18 protein-coding genes are annotated in these 18,283 nt (G+C 39.9%); 13 read left to right on the top strand and 5 right to left on the bottom strand.

Features of this window, described 5'->3' with window-relative positions; genetic code table 11:
• Positions 1-20 precede the first annotated feature (20 nt).
• Both O0550_RS19195 and O0550_RS19190 read left to right on the top strand, forming a co-directional pair.
• Positions 21-812 carry a DeoR/GlpR family DNA-binding transcription regulator gene (locus O0550_RS19195; protein ID WP_003340738.1) on the top strand — a complete coding sequence of 264 codons (792 nt, stop codon included), beginning with the start codon at positions 21-23 and terminating at the stop codon, positions 810-812.
• Positions 813-892: 80 nt separating this feature from the next.
• A complete protein-coding gene (locus O0550_RS19190) occupies positions 893-1,453 on the top strand; it encodes a hypothetical protein (RefSeq protein ID WP_258427073.1) in 561 nt (186 codons plus the stop codon).
• Positions 1,454-1,515: 62 nt separating this feature from the next.
• Here O0550_RS19190 and O0550_RS19185 read toward each other — a convergent pair whose 3' ends face one another.
• Positions 1,516-2,292, bottom strand: a complete 777-nt coding sequence (locus O0550_RS19185) for a Cof-type HAD-IIB family hydrolase (protein ID WP_258427072.1) — start codon at positions 2,290-2,292, stop codon at positions 1,516-1,518.
• Between the two features lie 212 nt (positions 2,293-2,504).
• On the opposite strand from O0550_RS19185, the gene O0550_RS19180 reads away from it, so the two are divergent.
• From O0550_RS19180 to O0550_RS19150, 7 genes are all read left to right on the top strand, one after another.
• Entirely contained in the window at positions 2,505-3,503 is a 999-nt protein-coding gene (locus O0550_RS19180; protein ID WP_003340735.1) for a LacI family DNA-binding transcriptional regulator, read from the top strand.
• A gap of 114 nt (positions 3,504-3,617) precedes the next feature.
• A complete protein-coding gene (locus O0550_RS19175) occupies positions 3,618-4,358 on the top strand; it encodes an SIMPL domain-containing protein (protein WP_258427071.1) in 741 nt (246 codons plus the stop codon).
• Positions 4,359-4,504: 146 nt separating this feature from the next.
• Positions 4,505-5,524: an aromatic acid exporter family protein gene (locus O0550_RS19170; protein WP_003334718.1), complete on the top strand. Its 1,020-nt coding sequence runs from the start codon at positions 4,505-4,507 to the stop codon at positions 5,522-5,524.
• A gap of 24 nt (positions 5,525-5,548) precedes the next feature.
• Positions 5,549-6,325, top strand: a complete 777-nt coding sequence (locus tag O0550_RS19165; RefSeq protein ID WP_035318412.1) for a polysaccharide deacetylase family protein — start codon at positions 5,549-5,551, stop codon at positions 6,323-6,325.
• Between the two features lie 91 nt (positions 6,326-6,416).
• Entirely contained in the window at positions 6,417-7,436 is a 1,020-nt protein-coding gene (locus O0550_RS19160; protein ID WP_240470242.1) for a phosphotransferase, read from the top strand.
• A 241-nt stretch (positions 7,437-7,677) separates the two neighbouring features.
• Positions 7,678-7,851, top strand: a complete 174-nt coding sequence (locus tag O0550_RS19155; protein WP_003334721.1) for an aspartyl-phosphate phosphatase Spo0E family protein — start codon at positions 7,678-7,680, stop codon at positions 7,849-7,851.
• A 182-nt stretch (positions 7,852-8,033) separates the two neighbouring features.
• Positions 8,034-8,660, top strand: a complete 627-nt coding sequence (locus O0550_RS19150; protein ID WP_022585752.1) for a SurA N-terminal domain-containing protein — start codon at positions 8,034-8,036, stop codon at positions 8,658-8,660.
• A 137-nt stretch (positions 8,661-8,797) separates the two neighbouring features.
• On the opposite strand, the gene O0550_RS19145 is transcribed toward O0550_RS19150, so the two are convergent.
• The 4 genes from O0550_RS19145 to O0550_RS19130 form a co-directional block, all read right to left on the bottom strand.
• Positions 8,798-10,597: a PAS domain S-box protein gene (locus O0550_RS19145; RefSeq protein ID WP_258427070.1), complete on the bottom strand. Its 1,800-nt coding sequence runs from the start codon at positions 10,595-10,597 to the stop codon at positions 8,798-8,800.
• Between the two features lie 269 nt (positions 10,598-10,866).
• On the bottom strand, positions 10,867-13,008 hold the full coding sequence (locus O0550_RS19140; protein ID WP_003334724.1) for a PAS domain S-box protein: 2,142 nt from the start codon (positions 13,006-13,008) through the stop codon (positions 10,867-10,869).
• 44 nt (positions 13,009-13,052) lie between these two features.
• Positions 13,053-13,514 (bottom strand): YiiD C-terminal domain-containing protein, encoded by a 462-nt coding sequence (locus tag O0550_RS19135; RefSeq protein ID WP_003340728.1) that lies wholly within the window; start codon positions 13,512-13,514, stop codon positions 13,053-13,055.
• A gap of 33 nt (positions 13,515-13,547) precedes the next feature.
• On the bottom strand, positions 13,548-13,895 hold the full coding sequence (locus tag O0550_RS19130) for a DUF952 domain-containing protein (protein ID WP_003334726.1): 348 nt from the start codon (positions 13,893-13,895) through the stop codon (positions 13,548-13,550).
• A 191-nt stretch (positions 13,896-14,086) separates the two neighbouring features.
• Here O0550_RS19130 and O0550_RS19125 point away from each other — a divergent pair, with 191 nt between their 5' ends.
• From O0550_RS19125 to O0550_RS19110, 4 genes are all read left to right on the top strand, one after another.
• Positions 14,087-15,709 carry a long-chain fatty acid--CoA ligase gene (locus O0550_RS19125; protein WP_022585756.1) on the top strand — a complete coding sequence of 541 codons (1,623 nt, stop codon included), beginning with the start codon at positions 14,087-14,089 and terminating at the stop codon, positions 15,707-15,709.
• Positions 15,710-15,792: 83 nt separating this feature from the next.
• Complete coding sequence (locus O0550_RS19120) at positions 15,793-15,933, top strand: hypothetical protein (protein WP_003340726.1); 141 nt, start codon at positions 15,793-15,795, stop codon at positions 15,931-15,933.
• A gap of 264 nt (positions 15,934-16,197) precedes the next feature.
• Positions 16,198-16,791, top strand: coding sequence for a fatty acid metabolism transcriptional regulator FadR (gene fadR, locus O0550_RS19115; protein ID WP_003334729.1), 594 nt, complete (start codon positions 16,198-16,200; stop codon positions 16,789-16,791).
• A gap of 173 nt (positions 16,792-16,964) precedes the next feature.
• A complete protein-coding gene (locus O0550_RS19110) occupies positions 16,965-17,861 on the top strand; it encodes a GNAT family N-acetyltransferase (protein WP_258427069.1) in 897 nt (298 codons plus the stop codon).
• Positions 17,862-18,283: the final 422 nt, after the last annotated feature.

Genomic DNA, 18,283 nt, shown 5'->3' with positions numbered 1-18,283 from the left:
GCGAAAAAGGGGCGGTTCGTGTGTCATTAGTGGGAGAGGAAAGAAAGGAGCTCATCTTAGAACTACTACAACAAGAAGGAAAAGTAAAAACAACTGAGCTAGTAGAAAAGCTACAAGTCTCTTCAGAATCCGTACGTCGGTATTTAGAAGAGCTAGAACAAGAGCAGAGGCTCAGGCGGGTGTATGGGGGAGCCGTCAAAGTAAGCGGAGACATCGAGCTGCTTTCTTATAAAGACGACTCAGAAGTTTGTTATAGCAGCGTAAAAGATATTGCACAGACAGCAGCAAATTTGGTGCAGCATGGGGAAAGTGTAGCTCTAGATGATGGGATCATTTCACTATATATGTTGCCCTACTTATTAGAAAAACAAGACGTGACGATCATTACTTGCTCTGTGCGATTACTGCAAGCCTTTTTTCTTCAGGAGAAAAAGGACGAATTTACAGGAGATATCTACTTTTTAGGTGGAAAGGTCCATCAAAAGCATGCACGTGTATGCGGCTTGATGACAGAAAAAATGATGGAATATTTCCATGCAGATAAGGCTTTCCTGTGTGTAGATGGATTATCCTTACAAAAAGGAATGAGCCATCATGATGCCGAACGAGCTTTTTTGGTTCGCAAATTTATGGAGAATTCAAAGGAATGCATTGTGCTGTGTGATCAGGCTAAATTGGAATTACAGACTTTTTATAAGATTGCAGATATAAAAGACATTCAGACAGTTATTTGTGATAGCGAAATACCTGAGGAATGGGCAGATAAATATCAAGAATGGCAGGTTCAATGGGTAAATGCTTCTAGGGTGTAACCGGTTACATAGAACTATCGTATATATTCATACTGTCCTAACACATAATAACAGCAAACATGAAGTTCAGGAGGCACAACATGTGGTACAGCAGTTGGATGCTTACGGTATTAATGATCGGATACACAGAATGGGGCGCAGATACGGGGAGATCTATTCAGGAGGCACAGCACGTACAGGTGATCCAAAATGAAATAAAATTTAGTTCTGTCAAGGAACTAACCAATGCTTCTCAGGCAATCATTCGTGCCACAGCATTGGAGGCTGTTCATGAACAAGCGACGAATCAAACTGTACAAGGAAGAAAAGTTGTCAAATATACACAAACCTTTCAAGTAAAAGCAACACTGAAGGGGAGCGTAGGGAGACAAGTCCGGCTTGTATTTTATGGATTGGAGCCTAAGCCTGATGCAGGAGACCCTTTAAATTTACAGTATCCAGGGGCACTTGGGGATGGTGAATATTTTTTATTCTTAAAAAAAATGGATTCCAATACCTACACAACCGTAGAAAAATGGCAAGGAATCTACCCTGTTTTTGGGGGCAAAACGGTGGCTCTAGAGGGATCTGGAATTTCTGAATTAAACGGACTAACACCGAATCAGATGATGGATAAAATAAAACAGGTAACAAGACAATAGGAGAAAAAGCCGTTTTCTGTATAAAGAGAAAACGGCTTTTTTAGGAAGCTTTTTTTAATCAATTAGTCTAGTAATCCTAACATAGAGAGACCTTTGGAAATCCCATCCTCATTGCAGCTTGCTGTTACATAACGAGCTTTTTGTTTTGCTTCCAAAACGGCATTGCCCATGGCTACACCATGTCCAACGGTTTCCAGCATTTCTAGATCGTTTAAGCCATCACCAAAGGCATAGGTGTGCTCAAGGGAAAAATGACCGTGTTCCAGCATTTTTTGGATGCCGACTGCTTTGGAGCTGCCCAATGGAATAATATCTAAGGCATAATCATGCCAATGAATAAAGCCAAATTGAGGGAAGCGTTCCATATACTCCTTAGCAAGCTCAGGTGCGCAGAAGATAATGCTTTGATAAATTGGATTTTTCTTATAAAAATCAGGGTCAAGAGAAGGCTTAGCCAATTGTAGTTCACCATAAATTACGTCCAAAAGAGGATCGTTAAGATGGTTGGCGCATAGCATTTCATGATTTACATAAGTAAGGACATGACCGTGTTTGTTGGCAAGATCAGTTAAATCTGTTAGCTGCTCTATCGCTATTGGATTACTATAGATTTCTTCACCTTCAAATACAACATATTGACCATTTATGGAAACATAAGAATGAATGTCTAATTCTCTACATATGTCTTCTAATTGCTTAGGCATACGACCAGAAGCGATAGCAGTATAGATTCCATTTTCACGCAATCGACGTACCGCATCGCGAGTGCTTGTCAGTAATTGCTTATCTTCAGTAAGTAAGGTTCCGTCTACATCAAAAAATACGATTTTTCTCTCCACGTAAATTTCCTCCGCTTTTTCTAGTTGATCTAAGGGATACCACTGTGTCGTAACGCCCAACGGTCACGCCGACACCAGATGGTACTAACAAGATAAACCTTACAGTATGAAAAGCATTTCAGGTCAAGAGAATTCTTCAGATTCTCTTCAAGCTATGTGAACATGGCAACTATTCTCAGCTTATTTTAAAATGGAGAGAGGGGGGATGACACATGGCTAATATAAAACAGATAGCCGAGCTAGCAGGTGTTTCGATTACAACTGTTTCACGCGTTCTTAACAATCATCCCTATGTGCAGGAAGCTAAGCGTCAGGCAGTCTGGGATGCTGTGCATAAGCTTAATTACTCGCCAAATAGTAACGCTGTTCATCTAGTAAAAGGGCGAACAGGAATGGTGGCGGTTCTATTGCCGTTTGTCAATCATCCCTTTGCTGGAATGGTGCTGGAGGGAATTGCCGAACAAGCATTGCTGAATAATTACCGATTAATTTTATGCCAGACCAATTATGATCAAAATGAAGAGAAGCGCGTATTGGATATGCTTAAATCCAAGCAAATAGATGGAGTGATCATTGTTTCCAGAAAAGGCAAATGGGAGATGGTAGAGTCGTATGCTTCCTACGGACCGATCGTTGCTTGCGAAAAAGTAGACAGTGAAGTCATCTCTTATGTACATGTTGATCGGTACAGGGGAACGCAGGAATGCTTTCGTTATTTAGTGGAAAAAGGCTATCGACAAATTGGCTTTTCTCTTGGGACAAGCGGCACTCATAACGGAAAAAAACGTATGCAGGCGTATTTAGAAGGGATTGCCGACTTGAAAGAACCTGTTCGACCAGAATGGATTTTTGAAAATTGCTATCAGATGGAGGATGGTTCGCAGGTTGTGCAGCAAGTAGCCCGGCTAAAGGAACGTCCACAAGCAATTATGGTTGCAGGTGATTTGCCAGCAGCAGGTATGATAACAGAAGCAAAAAAACTAGGATGGCGTGTTCCTGAGGACTTGGCTATTATTGGCTTTGATAATTTACCGTTGGCAAGCATTCTTGATTTAACCACGATGAATGTACCTAGTTTTGAAGCAGGCAAGGTCGCTTTTCAGTTATTTATCGACCAGATTCTTGAGCGGAGAAACAAGCTAAAGGAGAGAAAAATTGTCACTAAAAAAGTAGAGCTACCGTTGAAGTTTATCATACGTGGCAGTGCGTGATCTTTTCTGTTGAAACGAATTCAACAATAGGTTCGTCAAAGCAGGTATTCAGATAATGCGTATATTGGCAGAATGCTGAAATAGCGAGCGCATGAGTGAAAGGTGGCAATAATCATGAGAAAAAAAGCAATGAATAAAGTAGTAGCGTCATTTCTGACACTTGGATTGTTAACAGGTGGAAGTTTTTTGGCTGCTGTACCTGCCGCACATGCTCAAGAGGCACAGGTTATTCGAAACATTCATGTGACAGGAGTAGGTAGTATCTCTATTGACCCGGATGTGGCTTATCTCCAAGTAGGAGTAGAGACGAATGCGAAAACAGCAAAGGAAGCACAGGAAAAGAATGCAAAAATTTTTGCTGCAGTGGAAAAGGTGCTGAATCAGGAGGGTTTATCTGAAAAAGAAATTCAAACCATTCAATTTGCAACTAGCCCACAATACAATTACGAGGATAAAGCGGGTCCTGTCCTGACAGGCTACCAAAGCCAGCATATTGTAAAAGTAACATATCGAAATCTCAATAAGATTGGTAATTTGTTGGATAAGCTGTCAGCAGCCGGAGCTAATCGAATTGATTCCGTTCAGTTAAGTACAGATAAACAAGTCAAATATGAAGGGCAAGCCTTAACACTAGCTGTTCAAAATGCAAAAGCTAAAGCAGAAGCGCTAGCCAAGGCATCTGGAGTGACAGTGAAAAAAGTACTGACCATTTCAGAGAGCAATGTTGTAGAACGTCCCTATATCCTAGCGAAAAATGAATTATCGATGCAGGACTCAGCAGCTAAGGGTAGTTCAATCGCTCCTGGACAAATTAAAGTAGAAACAACTGTTTCGGTACAGTTTGAAATTGAGTAGGATTATCGAATCGAAATGCCAAACGGAGGAGACTTTACCTGTCACTCCGTTTTTTTATTTGCTCGAAAAAGATTTTTCTGTCCTTTTTCAAATAAAGGAAAAAGCTTATAGTATAGTGAGGAGAAGAGGAAGAAAGGGGGCAATAGATGCCGTATATTGGTTACCGAACACTGAAAACAGCAATTGGTGCTGGATTATCAATTTTTCTTGCTCAATTACTTGGACTAGAGTTCTATGCGTCAGCGGGTACATTAACGATCCTATGCATTCAAATTACGCGAAAGCGTTCGCTTAGCGTTTCCATTGATCGATTTATCGCATGCTTAGTCGCCATGGTTTTCAGCCTTCTGTTTTTTAAATGGGTTGGATTTCATGCTTTCACAATCACGATGATGATGTTGATCTTTATTCCGACATTAGTACGCTTACGTGTAATTGAGGGGTTTATTTCCAGCTGCGTTATTATGTTACATATCTATTTGAAGCAGGATTTAAGCTGGAGCTTCTTATGGAATGAATTACAATTGGTTACGATCGGTATAGGAATGGGGCTCCTGATGAATTTATATATGCCTAACAAAGATAAGGAATTATGGGAGCTTCAGCAAAAAGTAGAAAAAAACTTCTCTGTAATTTTAAAGGAATTGGCAGGCTATTTACGCCATGGAGAAGATGGATGGCCAGGGTCAGAAATGGTGGAAACACCTGTCTTGATAAAAAAAGCAAAAGAGCTTTCCTTACTGATTGTTGAAAATAATTTGTTGCGACCTGAATCAACCATTTATCGTTATTTTGGTATACGGGAGAAGCAATTCGATATTTTAGAGAGAATGCTGCCTATTGTCTCAGGCCTCTCTTTACAGGTTCCTCAGGGAAAACAGATTGCTGATTTTCTCGATGAGCTGAGTGTAAAAATACATCCAGGCAATACGTCATATGTATATTTAGATGGCATTCGAGAAATTAGAGAACGTGTACGCCAAGAGCCTTTGCCTGTTACACGTGAAGAATTTGAAGTGAGGGCCTCGCTCTTTTATTTGTTAAGTGAAATTGAACAATATCTATTGCTCAAACATAATTACATTCGTTCAGAGAGAGAACTGGAACGAATGCATGCACGGTTAAAAGTGGGGAAAGCAAAAGCGAAAGCCAAACAGAAAGAGTAATTTTTAACCATGGGAGAGGTTTTGATGAAGAAAACAATTTTATTTTTGCAAGTAATTGCATTAATAATCATGCTTCCAGCTTCTGTGGGAGCTGTATATTCAATGAAGGGTATTCCTGTATTGATCTACCATTCTATTGCGGATAAGCCGGATAATCCCTATTGTGTACCTCCTAGAGAGTTTGAGGAACAAATGAAATGGTTGCATGACGAAGGATATCAGACTCTGACAGCAACTGAATTACTTCAATACTATAATGAAGGTAAGCAGGTGCCAGACAAGTCTGTAGTGATCACAATTGACGATGGATATGACGACAATTATCTGATTGCGTATCCTATTTTTCAGGCATATAAGCAAAAAGCGACAATTTTTGTTACAGCTGGATCAGTAGGAAGACCTTCCTTTATGACTTGGGATCACATAAAGGAAATGCACAACAGTGGTTTAATTGATTTTCAATCACATACAATGACGCATGCTCACCTAGATAAGCTACCGCCTGATGTTGTTTATCAGGAATTAGCTCTGTCCAAGGCCATGCTTGAGGCTAAACTACATAAAAAAATAGACATTCTTGCTTATCCATACGGAGGATTTAATCGTGCCATGCTGCCAACGGTACGTGAAGTGGGATATAAGATGGCATTTACCACTGTTCCGAGTAAGACAATTCCAAAGCAAGGAATGTATACTCTTCGTCGCATGGAGATCCATCCTAAAGCTTCCCTTCAAGCTCTGCTTCAACCCAAGCCAATGCCAACTACACATCTTACCTTTTTAAGCTCTCTGTCACGTTAAGTGATGGAGAGTTTTTTTAAAAGAAAAATGGGTGCTTATTTTCGTCCATTTTACCATCCGTTCCTATTCCCTCGGCGTATGATGAAGGAGAATGAACAGATGGGATGTGATTCTTTTGAACACGGAGTTAAGGAAAGCCGTGGAACATACGTATTGTATGCAAATCCTAGAAACGGATATTTTGCATGATACGGGAAGAACGATCGTAATCCATTTGAAAACGTCAAAGGGAGACTACGTCCTGAAGAGGATCATTCTGGATGAGGAACGATTGCAGTTTATCTTGGCAGTAGAGGATCAAATTCGGAGTACGGGTATTTCTATTCCAAATGTTTTACCTACAGTTGATGGAAAACGCTATTTTATCTGGAACAATCAATATTATTTAATGCAACAATACATTTATGGTGATCCATCTACTGATCCGGACATGGGAGAAACCAGCGTAGAAAATATATGGGAGCGCGGTGTTTTATTAGGGCAGTTGCATCGTGCATCATATGGTTTTAGCACCCCCATGAGCCCAAAATACATGGGATTGGATACTTGGAATGAACACTATCAATCAGGTCTGTATTATTTGAAACGCTGGTATGAAAAAAACAAGAACAGCTCCTCGGAACGAAAACAGGTGATGTGCGAGTATCTCCCCTATTTTCAGATGGCCGGTTATGAGATTTACCAAGCATTACAGAGGTCTAGTTATTATGCTAATTTGAAATACCGATCTGTTGCTGAACAGTGGATTTGTCACGGGGACTTTCATCGGGGAAATGTTTTTAAGCGTCGAGGGCAATTTTGGGTGATTGATTGGGAATTTACACGTCATGATTTTCCTTCTAAGGATTTGGAACGTTTGGTTAATTTGCTTGTAAAAAAACAGGCTAGATGGAGCAGAAAAGCTTTTACTACTTTAATAGACCAATATTTATCTAATAATGCTTTATCCCAAGCGGATCAGTGGATCATGTATCATGACTTAGCTTTTCCGCATGGAGTCAGAAGAATGGTTAAACACGATCTGTATAAAAAGGGGTCTGTTAGTGATCTAGAGGAACTTTTACAAAAAGAGTGGGATCGAAGCGAGCATTTAAAACAATTAATAGATTGATTTATTTGGAATATATTAGGATAATATAAGCAACGAGAGGGAAAGTGTCGAAAGTGTCTGTTTATTAGGAAATGCTGGCGCTTTCTCTCGAAAATAGGTAAGGAACAATCGATAAACTTTTTTTGATTAGTGAAATACGAGTAATTATGACAAGCTCTCGCATGTTTTTACATGGGAAGTCGAAAGGTTTTACTAGTAAAGAATTGGAAACATACCTATACTTAGTAAGGAAAGTATAAGTGTGGAGGGTGTTATGGAAGAAGTAACGTTAGAGTCAACAATCGAAATTTTAAGATCGGATATGATTCAAGCTTATAAAGAAAAAGGTAATTTTGTCGATTCGCGGGTAGTACATATCAGCCAGCAGCTAGATACCTACATTGTTCAACTTCAACTGCTACGTCGTCATTCGTAGGATTACGGTATTTCCTAAGAAAACATAACAGGAGAAGTTTACGCAACCTGACACGGTTAGGTTGTTTTTTGTTTGAGTTTCTTACAAGGATTCCATATTTTTTACACAAGTTCTTATTTCTTTTATGTTACACTAGATGAAGACTAGGAAGGAAAGTATAGAATGGCAAAAGGAGTAGAATGATGAAAAAATTTGACGTAACCATGCTTACTATTGCAATTCTAGTAGTAGGTTTAGTTATACTAGGTGTGACAGGTAAGCAGGAAACACAAGAACCAGCAGTAGCTACTGTTAACGGAGAGGCAATAACAAAAGATCGTGTCATTAATGGCTTTACCCCTAAAGGTCAGCAAAAGGTTATGGAAAATGCAATCAAAGAAATTGTTATAAGACAAGAAGCGGAAAAGCTTGGGGTACAAGTTGACCAAAAAGCAATAGATGCTGAAGTAGAACAGATTAAGAAAAGCTGGGGAACGAAAGAAGAATTTGAAGAGTTCTTAAAACGCAAGAAAATTACAGAAGCAGACATGCGTAAGGATTTGGAGATGAGCGAGCTTTCTGAGAAGGCCTTTGCTACATCTATTCCATTGAAAGACGAAGAAATAAAAAAATATTTTGAACAGCATAAATCCGAATTTGGTGATAACGCTGTTTATGAGAATGTAAAAGATAAAGTAAAAGAGAAGGCAATGAGCGAGCACAAAAAAGAGTTTTTTGATCAATGGATTCATACTTTAGTGAAAAATGCAGATATTAAATACATCAGTAAAATTGAACAGCCTGTCTTCGAGGAAGACGCGAAGAAGTAAAACGGCGTTTCGACGCAAGCAAAATCACTCCCCTAATTTATATGGACTAGGGAGTGATTTTTTTATAATAACACGATACAAGGGCAGGGCTAGGATCAGGCTCCTGTCTTTGAAAAGGAAAGAACCCACGTTTTCTATCATTCCTTTGTTACTTCTGGCATGTAGGGTAAAGTAATTTCAATGGTAGTTCCTTGATTCATTTCACTGCGTAGCTGAAGAGTACCATTGTGCTCACGTATAATTTTGGAACTAACCATGAGACCAAGCCCAGTTCCGGTTTCTTTGGTTGTATAGAATGGTTTGCCTACTTTTTCTATTGTAGACAGAGGTATACCACAGCCTTCATCAGAAAAGCGGATTACTACATGATGCTCTAGCTTTGTTACTTCAATATGAATACAACCTCCAGCGGGCATGGCTTCTACACTGTTTTTGATGATATTGATAAATACTTGTTTTAACTGACGGGGTTCACAGAGAAGAGAGGGGATATCCAGTTCCCAATGAGTAGAGATCGTGACATTAGCTAATATAGCTTGGGATTCTAATAATGTAATTACATCCTGCAATAAGGAGCAGATATCATTTGGCGCTAATTGATATCCCTGTGGTTTAGCTAACAGTAATAATTCGTTTGCAATAAAATGAATACGATCTAATTCTTTTAGCATGATGTCTGTATATTTATTGCTGTCTTCAGGATGGGTCTGCAAAAGCTGAGTGAATCCGCGCAGTGCCGTAAGCGGATTACGAATTTCATGAGCTATGCCCGCAGCCAATTCGCCAATCAGAGAAAGCTTTTCTGATTGTTGTAAAAGGTTTTCGGTTTGTTTTTGATGATGAATGTTCTCTCCGATGAGGGCAAAGCCCAGAATGTCTCCGTCTTTACTAAGCATAGGAATACAGGAATTACGAATGAAGAGAAAATGTCCGTCATGATTCCTGACCCGTAATTCTATAGGATCAGCATCTACTTGCTTTGTTTCATATATATGATGAAACCATTTGCGCAAATGAGGGATATCATCAGGATGCAGATAGTCAAATGGGTGTTGTTGATAGTAGTCTTGCAGAGGATGTCCGAATATCGTTTCATGAGAGGGGGAAACAAAGACTACTTTACCGCGTGAATCTAGAAAAGTGATGAGATCAGAAGTATAATCTGCTAGAATTTGATACTTAAGCTGGCTTTCCCATAACGCTTCTTCTAACATATGCTCGTGTGAAAACTCTTTTGCGATTCCGTGCATCCCAACGATTTGATCAAAGGCAAGCAAGGGAAGAAACATAACCTGTAGCCACACGGGGTGTCCCTTTTTATGCCGGATGGAAAGAGTAGTTGCAAACGGAGTCCCTGTTTGAAGGTGTTCATAGATATGATTTGCTTCAGTCCAATAATCTGGATGTAGTAGGTCATAGACGTTTTTTTGTAATAATTCAGATTCCGTGTATCCGGTTATTACACTGCATTTCTCGTTGACATCCCGAAAAGCTCCTGTAATATCTAGGGTCATGTAAGCATCATCAGGTGAAAGGTGTGAGTTGCTTTGTTTGAACTTTTCGAAAATTCCACGCCACTTCGTTTTTTTGCCCAACTTTCTAATAAGGAGGAGATGAGTCGTTTGGCCCTGCTTTCTGTAGGATTGAATGAGTGCTTTGACATAAAGAGAGCCGTTATCTATCGTGTTGATTTCATAATGCTGTTCAACAGGAGATGCCTCTTCTTCGCAGTCTCTTAATGTAAAGTCAGGAAAAAACTCTTGCAACGGCCTACCAATCAATTCGGTTTCAGCATACCCTATCCATTGGAGTAAAACATGGTTCGTATAAACGATGATTCCTCTACTATCGATCTGAATGACTCCTGTTGGTAGATGATCAAGAATATCCTGATGCGATACAGAGGAAAAGAACGGGAGAGCTTTCAAGTTACTCATGTAAAAAAACCACCCTACCTTCTAAAAAACTGGAGCACACTCTTCCATTTGAGTATAAAAAAGGAAAACGTTATCTTTACTTTAAGTCATGGAAGCCTTTTGTTCAATACTTGTTCTTGATTAATTATTAGAAGGATGTTAAAAATAAGAGCCGTTCCTCTTACTCTTACAAGATTGGCGAAATCGGCTCTAATTCATTGATCATAGAGGAGACACCAAAAAAGCTTGTAATTCTGGCATGAAAGCGAGTTAGTTTGACCGCTATTTTCTTAGAGGCTGGAGGATTGAGCGAGCGGTAATCGGATTGTGATGGTTGTACCTTTGCCCACTTCACTACTAATCGACAAATTACCACGATGCTCTTTAATGATTTTTTGTGTAATCATTAATCCTAACCCAGTGCCTTTTTCTTTTGTGGAGATGAACGGTTGACCTAACTGAGAGATAAGCTCGTCGGGAATTCCACAGCCTTGATCAACTACTTGAATATAAGTACTTTCTTCTTTTGTACTTACCGTAATTTGAATAATGCCACCATTATCCATTGCTTCTAATGAGTTTTTAAGTAAATTGATAAAAACTTGTTTTAATTGATTTTCCTCACATTCTACATAAGGATCATCATCACCAAAATCCAATAGCACCTGGACGTTGCTAATAATGGCTTGTGTTTGTAACAGCAAAACAACGCTGGTTAACAGTTGCTGTAGGCTCTTCCGTTGTAAACGTAATACCTGTGGCTTTGAAAGAACTAATAGTTCGCTAACAATCATATTAATACGATCTAATTCCGTCAGCATGATTTGAAAATAAGGCTGATAATCCTTTACGGATGAACGGAGCAATTGTACGAATCCACGTAACGCTGCCAAAGGGTTGCGAATTTCATGGGCTACCCCAGCAGCTAGTTCACCGATAGCAGACAATTTTTCAGAGTTAAGCAGGAGTTGCTCGGTTGCTTTTCGTTCTGTTATATCTCGGGAAATAGCTGCTGTTCCCACAATTTTTCCAGTTACATCATGGATAGGAGATAAGCTCAGGCTGACATAGAGCTTGCTACCATCTTTTCGCTCTTGATGTGTTTCATAACTGGTAATGTAATTATTTTCTTCCTTATCACGGCAAACAAAGATCATTTGCTGAGAATCATTTGGCAAAAATTCATGCAAAGGTCGACCAATTACCTCTTCACTACTCCAACCATACATTTTTTCAAAAGCTCGATTAATTCGTAGCACAGTACCATCTAAATCTAAGACATAGATCGCATCGGTTGAGTTGGTAAACAGAGATTCCAGTAAATCCTTAGTTGAACGTAGCTCTTCCTCTGCTTTTTTTCGTTCCGTTATATCAATGCATGAAGCGATTACCTCGACTACACGATCATTGCGGACAATTGGACGCAAGGAGGCTACATAGCAGACACCTACTACATTTTCTTCGTAGGTAACACTCTCTCCCTGCCAAGCCCTTTCGTAGTAGCTTCGCTTACTTTGCAAATAAGGGAGGACGTCCTGCATACGTCGGCCTACTACATATTCTGGTGTTAGACCTAGACGATACAGCAATTCGCCATCTGCCATTGTATAAATAAATTCCTTGCCAGACTTAATGAATTTAAAGGTCATGCCTTTTTGCATCTGAAGCGTATTTTTTAAGTCTTCCTGAGCCATCATGAGAGCGCGTTCTGTTTGTTTTCTAGCGGTAATATCGAATCCCATAAAATAGACACCTACTACCTGTGACTCAAATACTTTAGGAAAGCTGATCAGGCAAATGTAGACAAGATGTCCTTGTTTATTGCAAAAGGGGATTTCTAGTTTGTAATGTCCGCCTTGGAGAACCCGCCGGAATCGGATACTCTCAGCGGTGCGATCTTCCTCAAACATCATTAAATCCTGATAAGAACGGCCGATTAATTCATGTGCGGAGTAGCCTAAAATCTGTTCGCTCGCATGATTTAAACTGAAAATTCTGCCTTGCAAATCTGTAGAGTATACAAGGAAAGGATTCTGCTCAAACAAGGATTGATAAAGGTCAGACTTCTGGGCCTGATTTTGTTTAATATAGATAGCAAGAATTCGTGGAGTATTATTTGTGATGATTGTTGTGTGTACATCTATGGAAAAGCTAGCTCCATTCTTGTGTAGACCAATCCATTCCTGATTGTACGTGGGAATAGATTGGTTTTCCTGCTGAAATAAAGAATGAAAGGTAGATCCATGAATGGTTGGAAATAAAATAGGAAAAGATTTGCCGATGATCTCTTCTTCCCGGTAGCCAAACGTGCTACTGGCTGCATGGTTGCAGCTAAGGATGTGACCAGTATCCGCTACGCTAATGATGCCTAACGGAGATTCGGCAATAAGTGACTGAAATAACGTATCGTTACCGGAAGAAAATAAATTCATATCATTCACGACCTGTCTCATCCAGTGTTAGTAACGTTGATAGCCTATTGTCTATCGACTTCGTTACGTTTCATATACATCTCAAATTGAGCCAATGCACTTATTTCATCGGCTCCTTCTCGCTTGATTTCTGTGTGTACTGTAAAACGTATCCGGTCGCCGGGCTGATTAAGTGTGTTACGAACCAGTTGTTCTGTCTCCTTGGAAATAGAAGCTATCGCTACAATATCACCTTGAGCTGGTGCAGAGTATTCGACAGAGCTTTTGGTTACCAGTAGCAGAATATGAGGAACTAAGTCAGAAAAGGTGGACAAAATGGAAGCAGCAGCGGCTGATTCAGCTAATGTAAAGAGGGCACCAGCATGTATGGTGCCGACATGATTTACATTAGAAGGTGAAAAGGGGAGCCTAGCACATGCTTCACCAGGTGATGATTGTGTGATGGTAACTCCAATTGTTTGAGCAAATGGTACTTGCTTGACAAAAAAATTTTGAACGGGGTTCATTTTGACACTTCCCTTCTAATAACTTTACTTTCATTACAAGGAAGAGAGTTCGGCAGGTAGGGAAAAATATCCTTTTTTGTCAGATGAAAACGATATTACTCGAATGACGGCATCTAGGTTAAGAGGACCGTAAATATGTGGATACAATTGTCCGTCTTTCGCTAGATCATATTTTAATTCCGAGCTAAGCCGAGTAGGATCAATCACTAAGAGCAGCAGATGTTGTTGTCCTTTGTAGATTCGATTAGCAACACCTTCGAATTGCTCCGGAGTAGAGCAGTGAATAAATCCTTCCGTGTCTAGGGATGGATGTAGGTATGTACCTTGCTCTTGGGCAGTATTCCATTGCTGTTCTGTAGAAATTTTAACGATCATATCCATAGCTGACATTCTCCTTTGTGGTAGAAATATACAATTGTTTATCTGTACTATTCTACAACTTTCTTTAAGGCTTGGGAAAGGAAAAACAAGAATGAGCAAGAATGAATATTCAGAAGCAAACATTTGCAGGCGGTTCGTGCAACTAGAAGAGCTCCGGTCCCAAAAAGTAAATAGAATAGGGGGAGTTTGCGATGATGAATGCACAATTAACACTTGCGCCTATGATGGAAAGAGCAGAAAAAATGTTTGGCAAAAAACAGGTAATATCACGTACATCTACTGGTATCTATCGATTTACCTACACGGAGATTGGAGAAAGAACAAGACGTTTGGCCAGTGCGCTTGAAACACTTGGTATTAAACGCGGGGAACGAGTAGGAACTCTAGCGTGGAATCATCACCGACATTTAGAAGCCTACTTTGCTATTCCTAGTATGGGGGCGGTATTGCATACCATTAATATCCGCTTATCTCCTGAGCATATCATCTATATCATTAATCACGCAGAAGATCAGGTTCTGTTGATAGACGATGACATTCTTCCCTTAATCGAGCAGATAAAAGATCACTTACACACTGTAAAGGCATTTGTACTGATGACTGATCACGATCAATTGCCTGCCTCAAATCTACAACCTCTTTATTCCTATGAACAGCTATTAAAAGAAGCAGACCCTTCCTATCAATATCCAACTGACATCCAAGAGAGAGATCCAGCAGGCATGTGTTACACGTCCGCTACTACAGGGAACCCAAAGGGCGTTATCTATTCTCATCGCGGAATTGTATTACACTCTATGTCTATAGGGCTAGCAGATACACTAGGATTAGCTGAAAAAGATATCGCAATGCCAGTAGTTCCAATGTTTCACGTAAATGCGTGGGGCTTCCCTTTTGCAGCGACTTGGTTTGGTTGTACGCAAGTGATGCCAGGACCGCGCTTTACGCCTCAGATTTTAGCTGATTTGATTGAAACAGAAAAAGTCAGCATTACAGCCGGAGTGCCGACGATTTGGTTAGGTCTTTTACAGGAATTGGAGAATGGCCGATATGAAACCTCCAGTTTGCGAGCCGTTGTTTGCGGTGGATCTGCCTCTCCTCGCAGTTTAGTAGAGCGGTATCGTAAAAAATTTAATATCCCCTTCTATGTTGCCTATGGGATGACGGAAACCAGCCCGTTAGTTACTTGCTCTAAGCTAAAAAGCTATCAGGAAGAAAATCTATCGGAGGAAGAAAAATTAGATTTCCTCTGCAAACAGGGAACATTGGTTCCTGGCCTTCAGATGAAGATAGTGGGGGCGAATGGAGAAGTGAAGGCAGATGGTAAAGAGATGGGCGAGCTGTTAATTCGTGGCCCATGGATTGCGGATAGCTATTATAAAGATGAGCGGAGTGAAGAAACATTCCAAGATGGCTGGCTACATACGGGAGACGTAGCGACTGTAGATGCAGAGGGATTTGTGAAGCTAGTTGACCGCACGAAGGATTTAATTAAGAGTGGGGGAGAATGGATTTCTTCTGTGGATGTGGAAAATGCGCTGATGGGTCATGAGGCTATAGCGGAGGCATCCTGCGTGGGTGTACCTCATCCGCAATGGGGAGAACGACCAATCGCGTGCGTTGTATTAAAAGAAGGACAAAGCGTTTCAAAGGAAGAGCTGCTTGCCTATTTGAAACCTAAATTTGCCAAGTGGTGGCTACCAGATGATGTCCTATTTGTAAAAGAGATTCCAAAAACATCTGTAGGCAAATTCTTAAAACGAGCATTACGTGAGCAAATAGTTGACCATTATGCGAAGGAACCGCAAGCATAAGGAAAGATAGGTGTACGTTATCAGATAAACGTCTAGCCCTTCTTTTTCTCTAATGAATATGTTGAGAGAAAGGGGGACTGTCTATGGAGTGGATTCGCTGTCAGTGTCAGCGATATGCGCAGCTTTGGTGGAAGGAGCAGAATTTGGACGTTCAAGGAATTGCTCTACTATTTGGATTAGGTATAGTCAGTTTGTTTGGGGTTATTTATGTCATTTTACTATAGTTGTATAAAAGTCTTCTCTGCATTCAGGAGAAGACTTTTTACTTATTGTATTTCTGGCTTTTCCTACATATCGGGCAACGTACCTTTATAGAGCTTTGTCTGCTTTCAAGGATTTGCTGCATAGGGGTATAAAGATAGGATGGTTCTAGGGGATATTGGTCCTTTGGCATTACATGTAATAAGCATTGTTGGGATAGGCCTGTTATGATAGGCTAAAATAATGGGAGATTGATAAATAGCAGGATCAATAGGTGAGGGGTTAACGTGCGGAAATTAAAACCGAAATATAAAAAGATTATAGAAGCTGCCACTGTCGTTATTGCCGAAAACGGGTTTCAACAGGCTCACGTTTCAAAGATTGCTAAAAGAGCTGGTGTTGCTGACGGTACTGTTTATTTATATTTTAAAAATAAGGAAGACATTTTATTGTCGTTATTTGAAGATAAAATTACAGAGTTTTTAGAAGAAATGTCTCCTGATATAGATCGGGCGAGCAAAGCGACCGATAAGCTGCGAGTATTTGTAGAAGGTCATTTTTCGCGATTCTCGAATAATCCTCATTTTGCGATGGTAACGCAATTAGAATTAAGGCATTCTGATAAAGAGGTACGGCGCACAATCAACAAGATTCTAAAGGATTATCTGTCCATGATTGATAAGATATTAAAGCTGGGAATTGAGAATGGAGAATTCGACCCACTCTTGGATATTAAAGTAACTCGTAGAATGGTCTTTGGCGTTGTCGATGATTTGATGACGAATTGGGTCATGAACGATCAAAATTACGATCTCATGGAGCTTACCGATAGTGTGTATCAATTTGTAAGCCGAGGCTGTGGGGTAGTTCAGCAGGCATGAAGCGAAGCGGGTGAATTTTATTTTGATTTTTTTGATAAATAAGTTTCTTTATCCGGCTTTTATTGAATGAAGAAGAATCTAATGAGAGAATAAACTTGTTTTGTGCAAGAGTTACAAATTTAGAAGCATCGTTTCTTTTGAAGTAGCTTATGATTGATTAAAGGGGGATGAAGATGATTACTTTTAAACGACTGACTCATCTGACTTTTGACGAAGCGGTGCGGCTTTGGAATGTAGGGTTTTCTGAATATTTCGTTGATATTCAGGTTGATACTGATTCTTTTTTGAAACGTTTAGGTAAGGATGAGCTTTCTCCTGATTTATCTATTGTAGCGTGTAAGGACGAGGAGCCTATCGGGTTTATTCTAACCAGCTGGCGTATGATCAAAGGGAAAAAGGTGGCCTGGAATGGCGGAACGGCAGTCAAACCAGAGTGGCGTGGACGTGGAATAGGGAAGCTGATGATGAAAGAATTGCTCAGCATCTACGAGGAACTAAATATAGACATTGCTACCTTAGAAGCGATTGCTGAGAATAGAAGTGCGATATCTCTTTATGAAAAAATGGGGTATCAGATTGCAGGCAGAATTGTCTTGGTGAAACAACGCGGCGCACTACAGAAGGGGATCATTCCAGATAAGCCTTCCCATTCATATATCTTGAAACATGGTATGGCTGCTGAGGCGTTAACGATCCCCTTTTATCAGATATGGTCTCCTTATCAAGCTCAGGCTATGGGAATTCAGGATGGCGAATCGGTAATTGCTTATAACGAAGAAGGACAATGTGTGGGCTATGCACTATACCGAAGAATGTTTAATCAGTCAGGCGAAATGGAAGGGATAACTTTACAGCAATGCGAAATGAATCCTCAACTAGACAGAGAGGAAAGGGACGTTATCACGAAGGAATTGCTGACATATGTGCTAAGTCCTGAATTAGAAAATATAGAACGAAATACCAATATGGTTGTATATGAAGAAACGGGGCTTTATGCTTTACTTCTTGATTTAGGTTTTACCTTAAGAATTGAACAAGTGTACATGATAAATCAATTAAAAAAACAATAGACTAAGTGGGGATATCATGCTGTTTATTTTAATAGGAAAGAGATTCTGAAGGCATGGATAATCTATTAGAGTCTCTTTTCATTCCTTTTATAGTTTGAAATATATGAATATATTATTAGGGGTTGCAAAGCTGTATTGGACGTGATAAGATACTTCTTGTCGCCTCACGAGAGGCTAATAAAGACAAGATGTTAAAGAAGTTAAGAAAAAACTTTTTCAAAAAACATGTTGACTTTAGCGAAAGAATCTGATAGAATTAATTCTTGTCGGCGAGAGAAAATGATCGACGGCAATGAAAAATGATCTTTGAAAACTGAACAGTAAAATGTTTGATAGAAACACTAGCCAAGCAAGTTTTGAAGCTTTGATCAAGAACTACTTTAATGGAGAGTTTGATCCTGGCTCAGGACGAACGCTGGCGG

The organism is Brevibacillus halotolerans, assembly GCF_026891775.1.
GTDB lineage: Bacteria > Bacillota > Bacilli > Brevibacillales > Brevibacillaceae > Brevibacillus_B > Brevibacillus_B halotolerans.
Note: the sequence above shows the minus strand (reverse complement) of the source record. Positions and strands in the feature narration are given on the sequence as shown.

What these genes read in the sequence shown, in the direction of transcription:
- O0550_RS19190 (WP_258427073.1), top strand. Translation starts at nt 893, where the DNA reads ATGTGGTACAGCAGTTGGATGCTTACGGTATTAATGATCGGATACACA.
- O0550_RS19180 (WP_003340735.1), top strand. Translation starts at nt 2,505, where the DNA reads ATGGCTAATATAAAACAGATAGCCGAGCTAGCAGGTGTTTCGATTACA.
- O0550_RS19175 (WP_258427071.1), top strand. Translation starts at nt 3,618, where the DNA reads ATGAGAAAAAAAGCAATGAATAAAGTAGTAGCGTCATTTCTGACACTT.
- O0550_RS19170 (WP_003334718.1), top strand. Translation starts at nt 4,505, where the DNA reads ATGCCGTATATTGGTTACCGAACACTGAAAACAGCAATTGGTGCTGGA.
- O0550_RS19165 (WP_035318412.1), top strand. Translation starts at nt 5,549, where the DNA reads ATGAAGAAAACAATTTTATTTTTGCAAGTAATTGCATTAATAATCATG.
- O0550_RS19160 (WP_240470242.1), top strand. Translation starts at nt 6,417, where the DNA reads ATGAACAGATGGGATGTGATTCTTTTGAACACGGAGTTAAGGAAAGCC.
- O0550_RS19150 (WP_022585752.1), top strand. Translation starts at nt 8,034, where the DNA reads ATGAAAAAATTTGACGTAACCATGCTTACTATTGCAATTCTAGTAGTA.
- O0550_RS19145 (WP_258427070.1), bottom strand. Translation starts at nt 10,597, where the DNA reads ATGAGTAACTTGAAAGCTCTCCCGTTCTTTTCCTCTGTATCGCATCAG.
- O0550_RS19140 (WP_003334724.1), bottom strand. Translation starts at nt 13,008, where the DNA reads ATGAATTTATTTTCTTCCGGTAACGATACGTTATTTCAGTCACTTATT.
- O0550_RS19135 (WP_003340728.1), bottom strand. Translation starts at nt 13,514, where the DNA reads ATGAACCCCGTTCAAAATTTTTTTGTCAAGCAAGTACCATTTGCTCAA.
- O0550_RS19130 (WP_003334726.1), bottom strand. Translation starts at nt 13,895, where the DNA reads ATGGATATGATCGTTAAAATTTCTACAGAACAGCAATGGAATACTGCC.
- O0550_RS19125 (WP_022585756.1), top strand. Translation starts at nt 14,087, where the DNA reads ATGATGAATGCACAATTAACACTTGCGCCTATGATGGAAAGAGCAGAA.
- O0550_RS19120 (WP_003340726.1), top strand. Translation starts at nt 15,793, where the DNA reads ATGGAGTGGATTCGCTGTCAGTGTCAGCGATATGCGCAGCTTTGGTGG.
- O0550_RS19110 (WP_258427069.1), top strand. Translation starts at nt 16,965, where the DNA reads ATGATTACTTTTAAACGACTGACTCATCTGACTTTTGACGAAGCGGTG.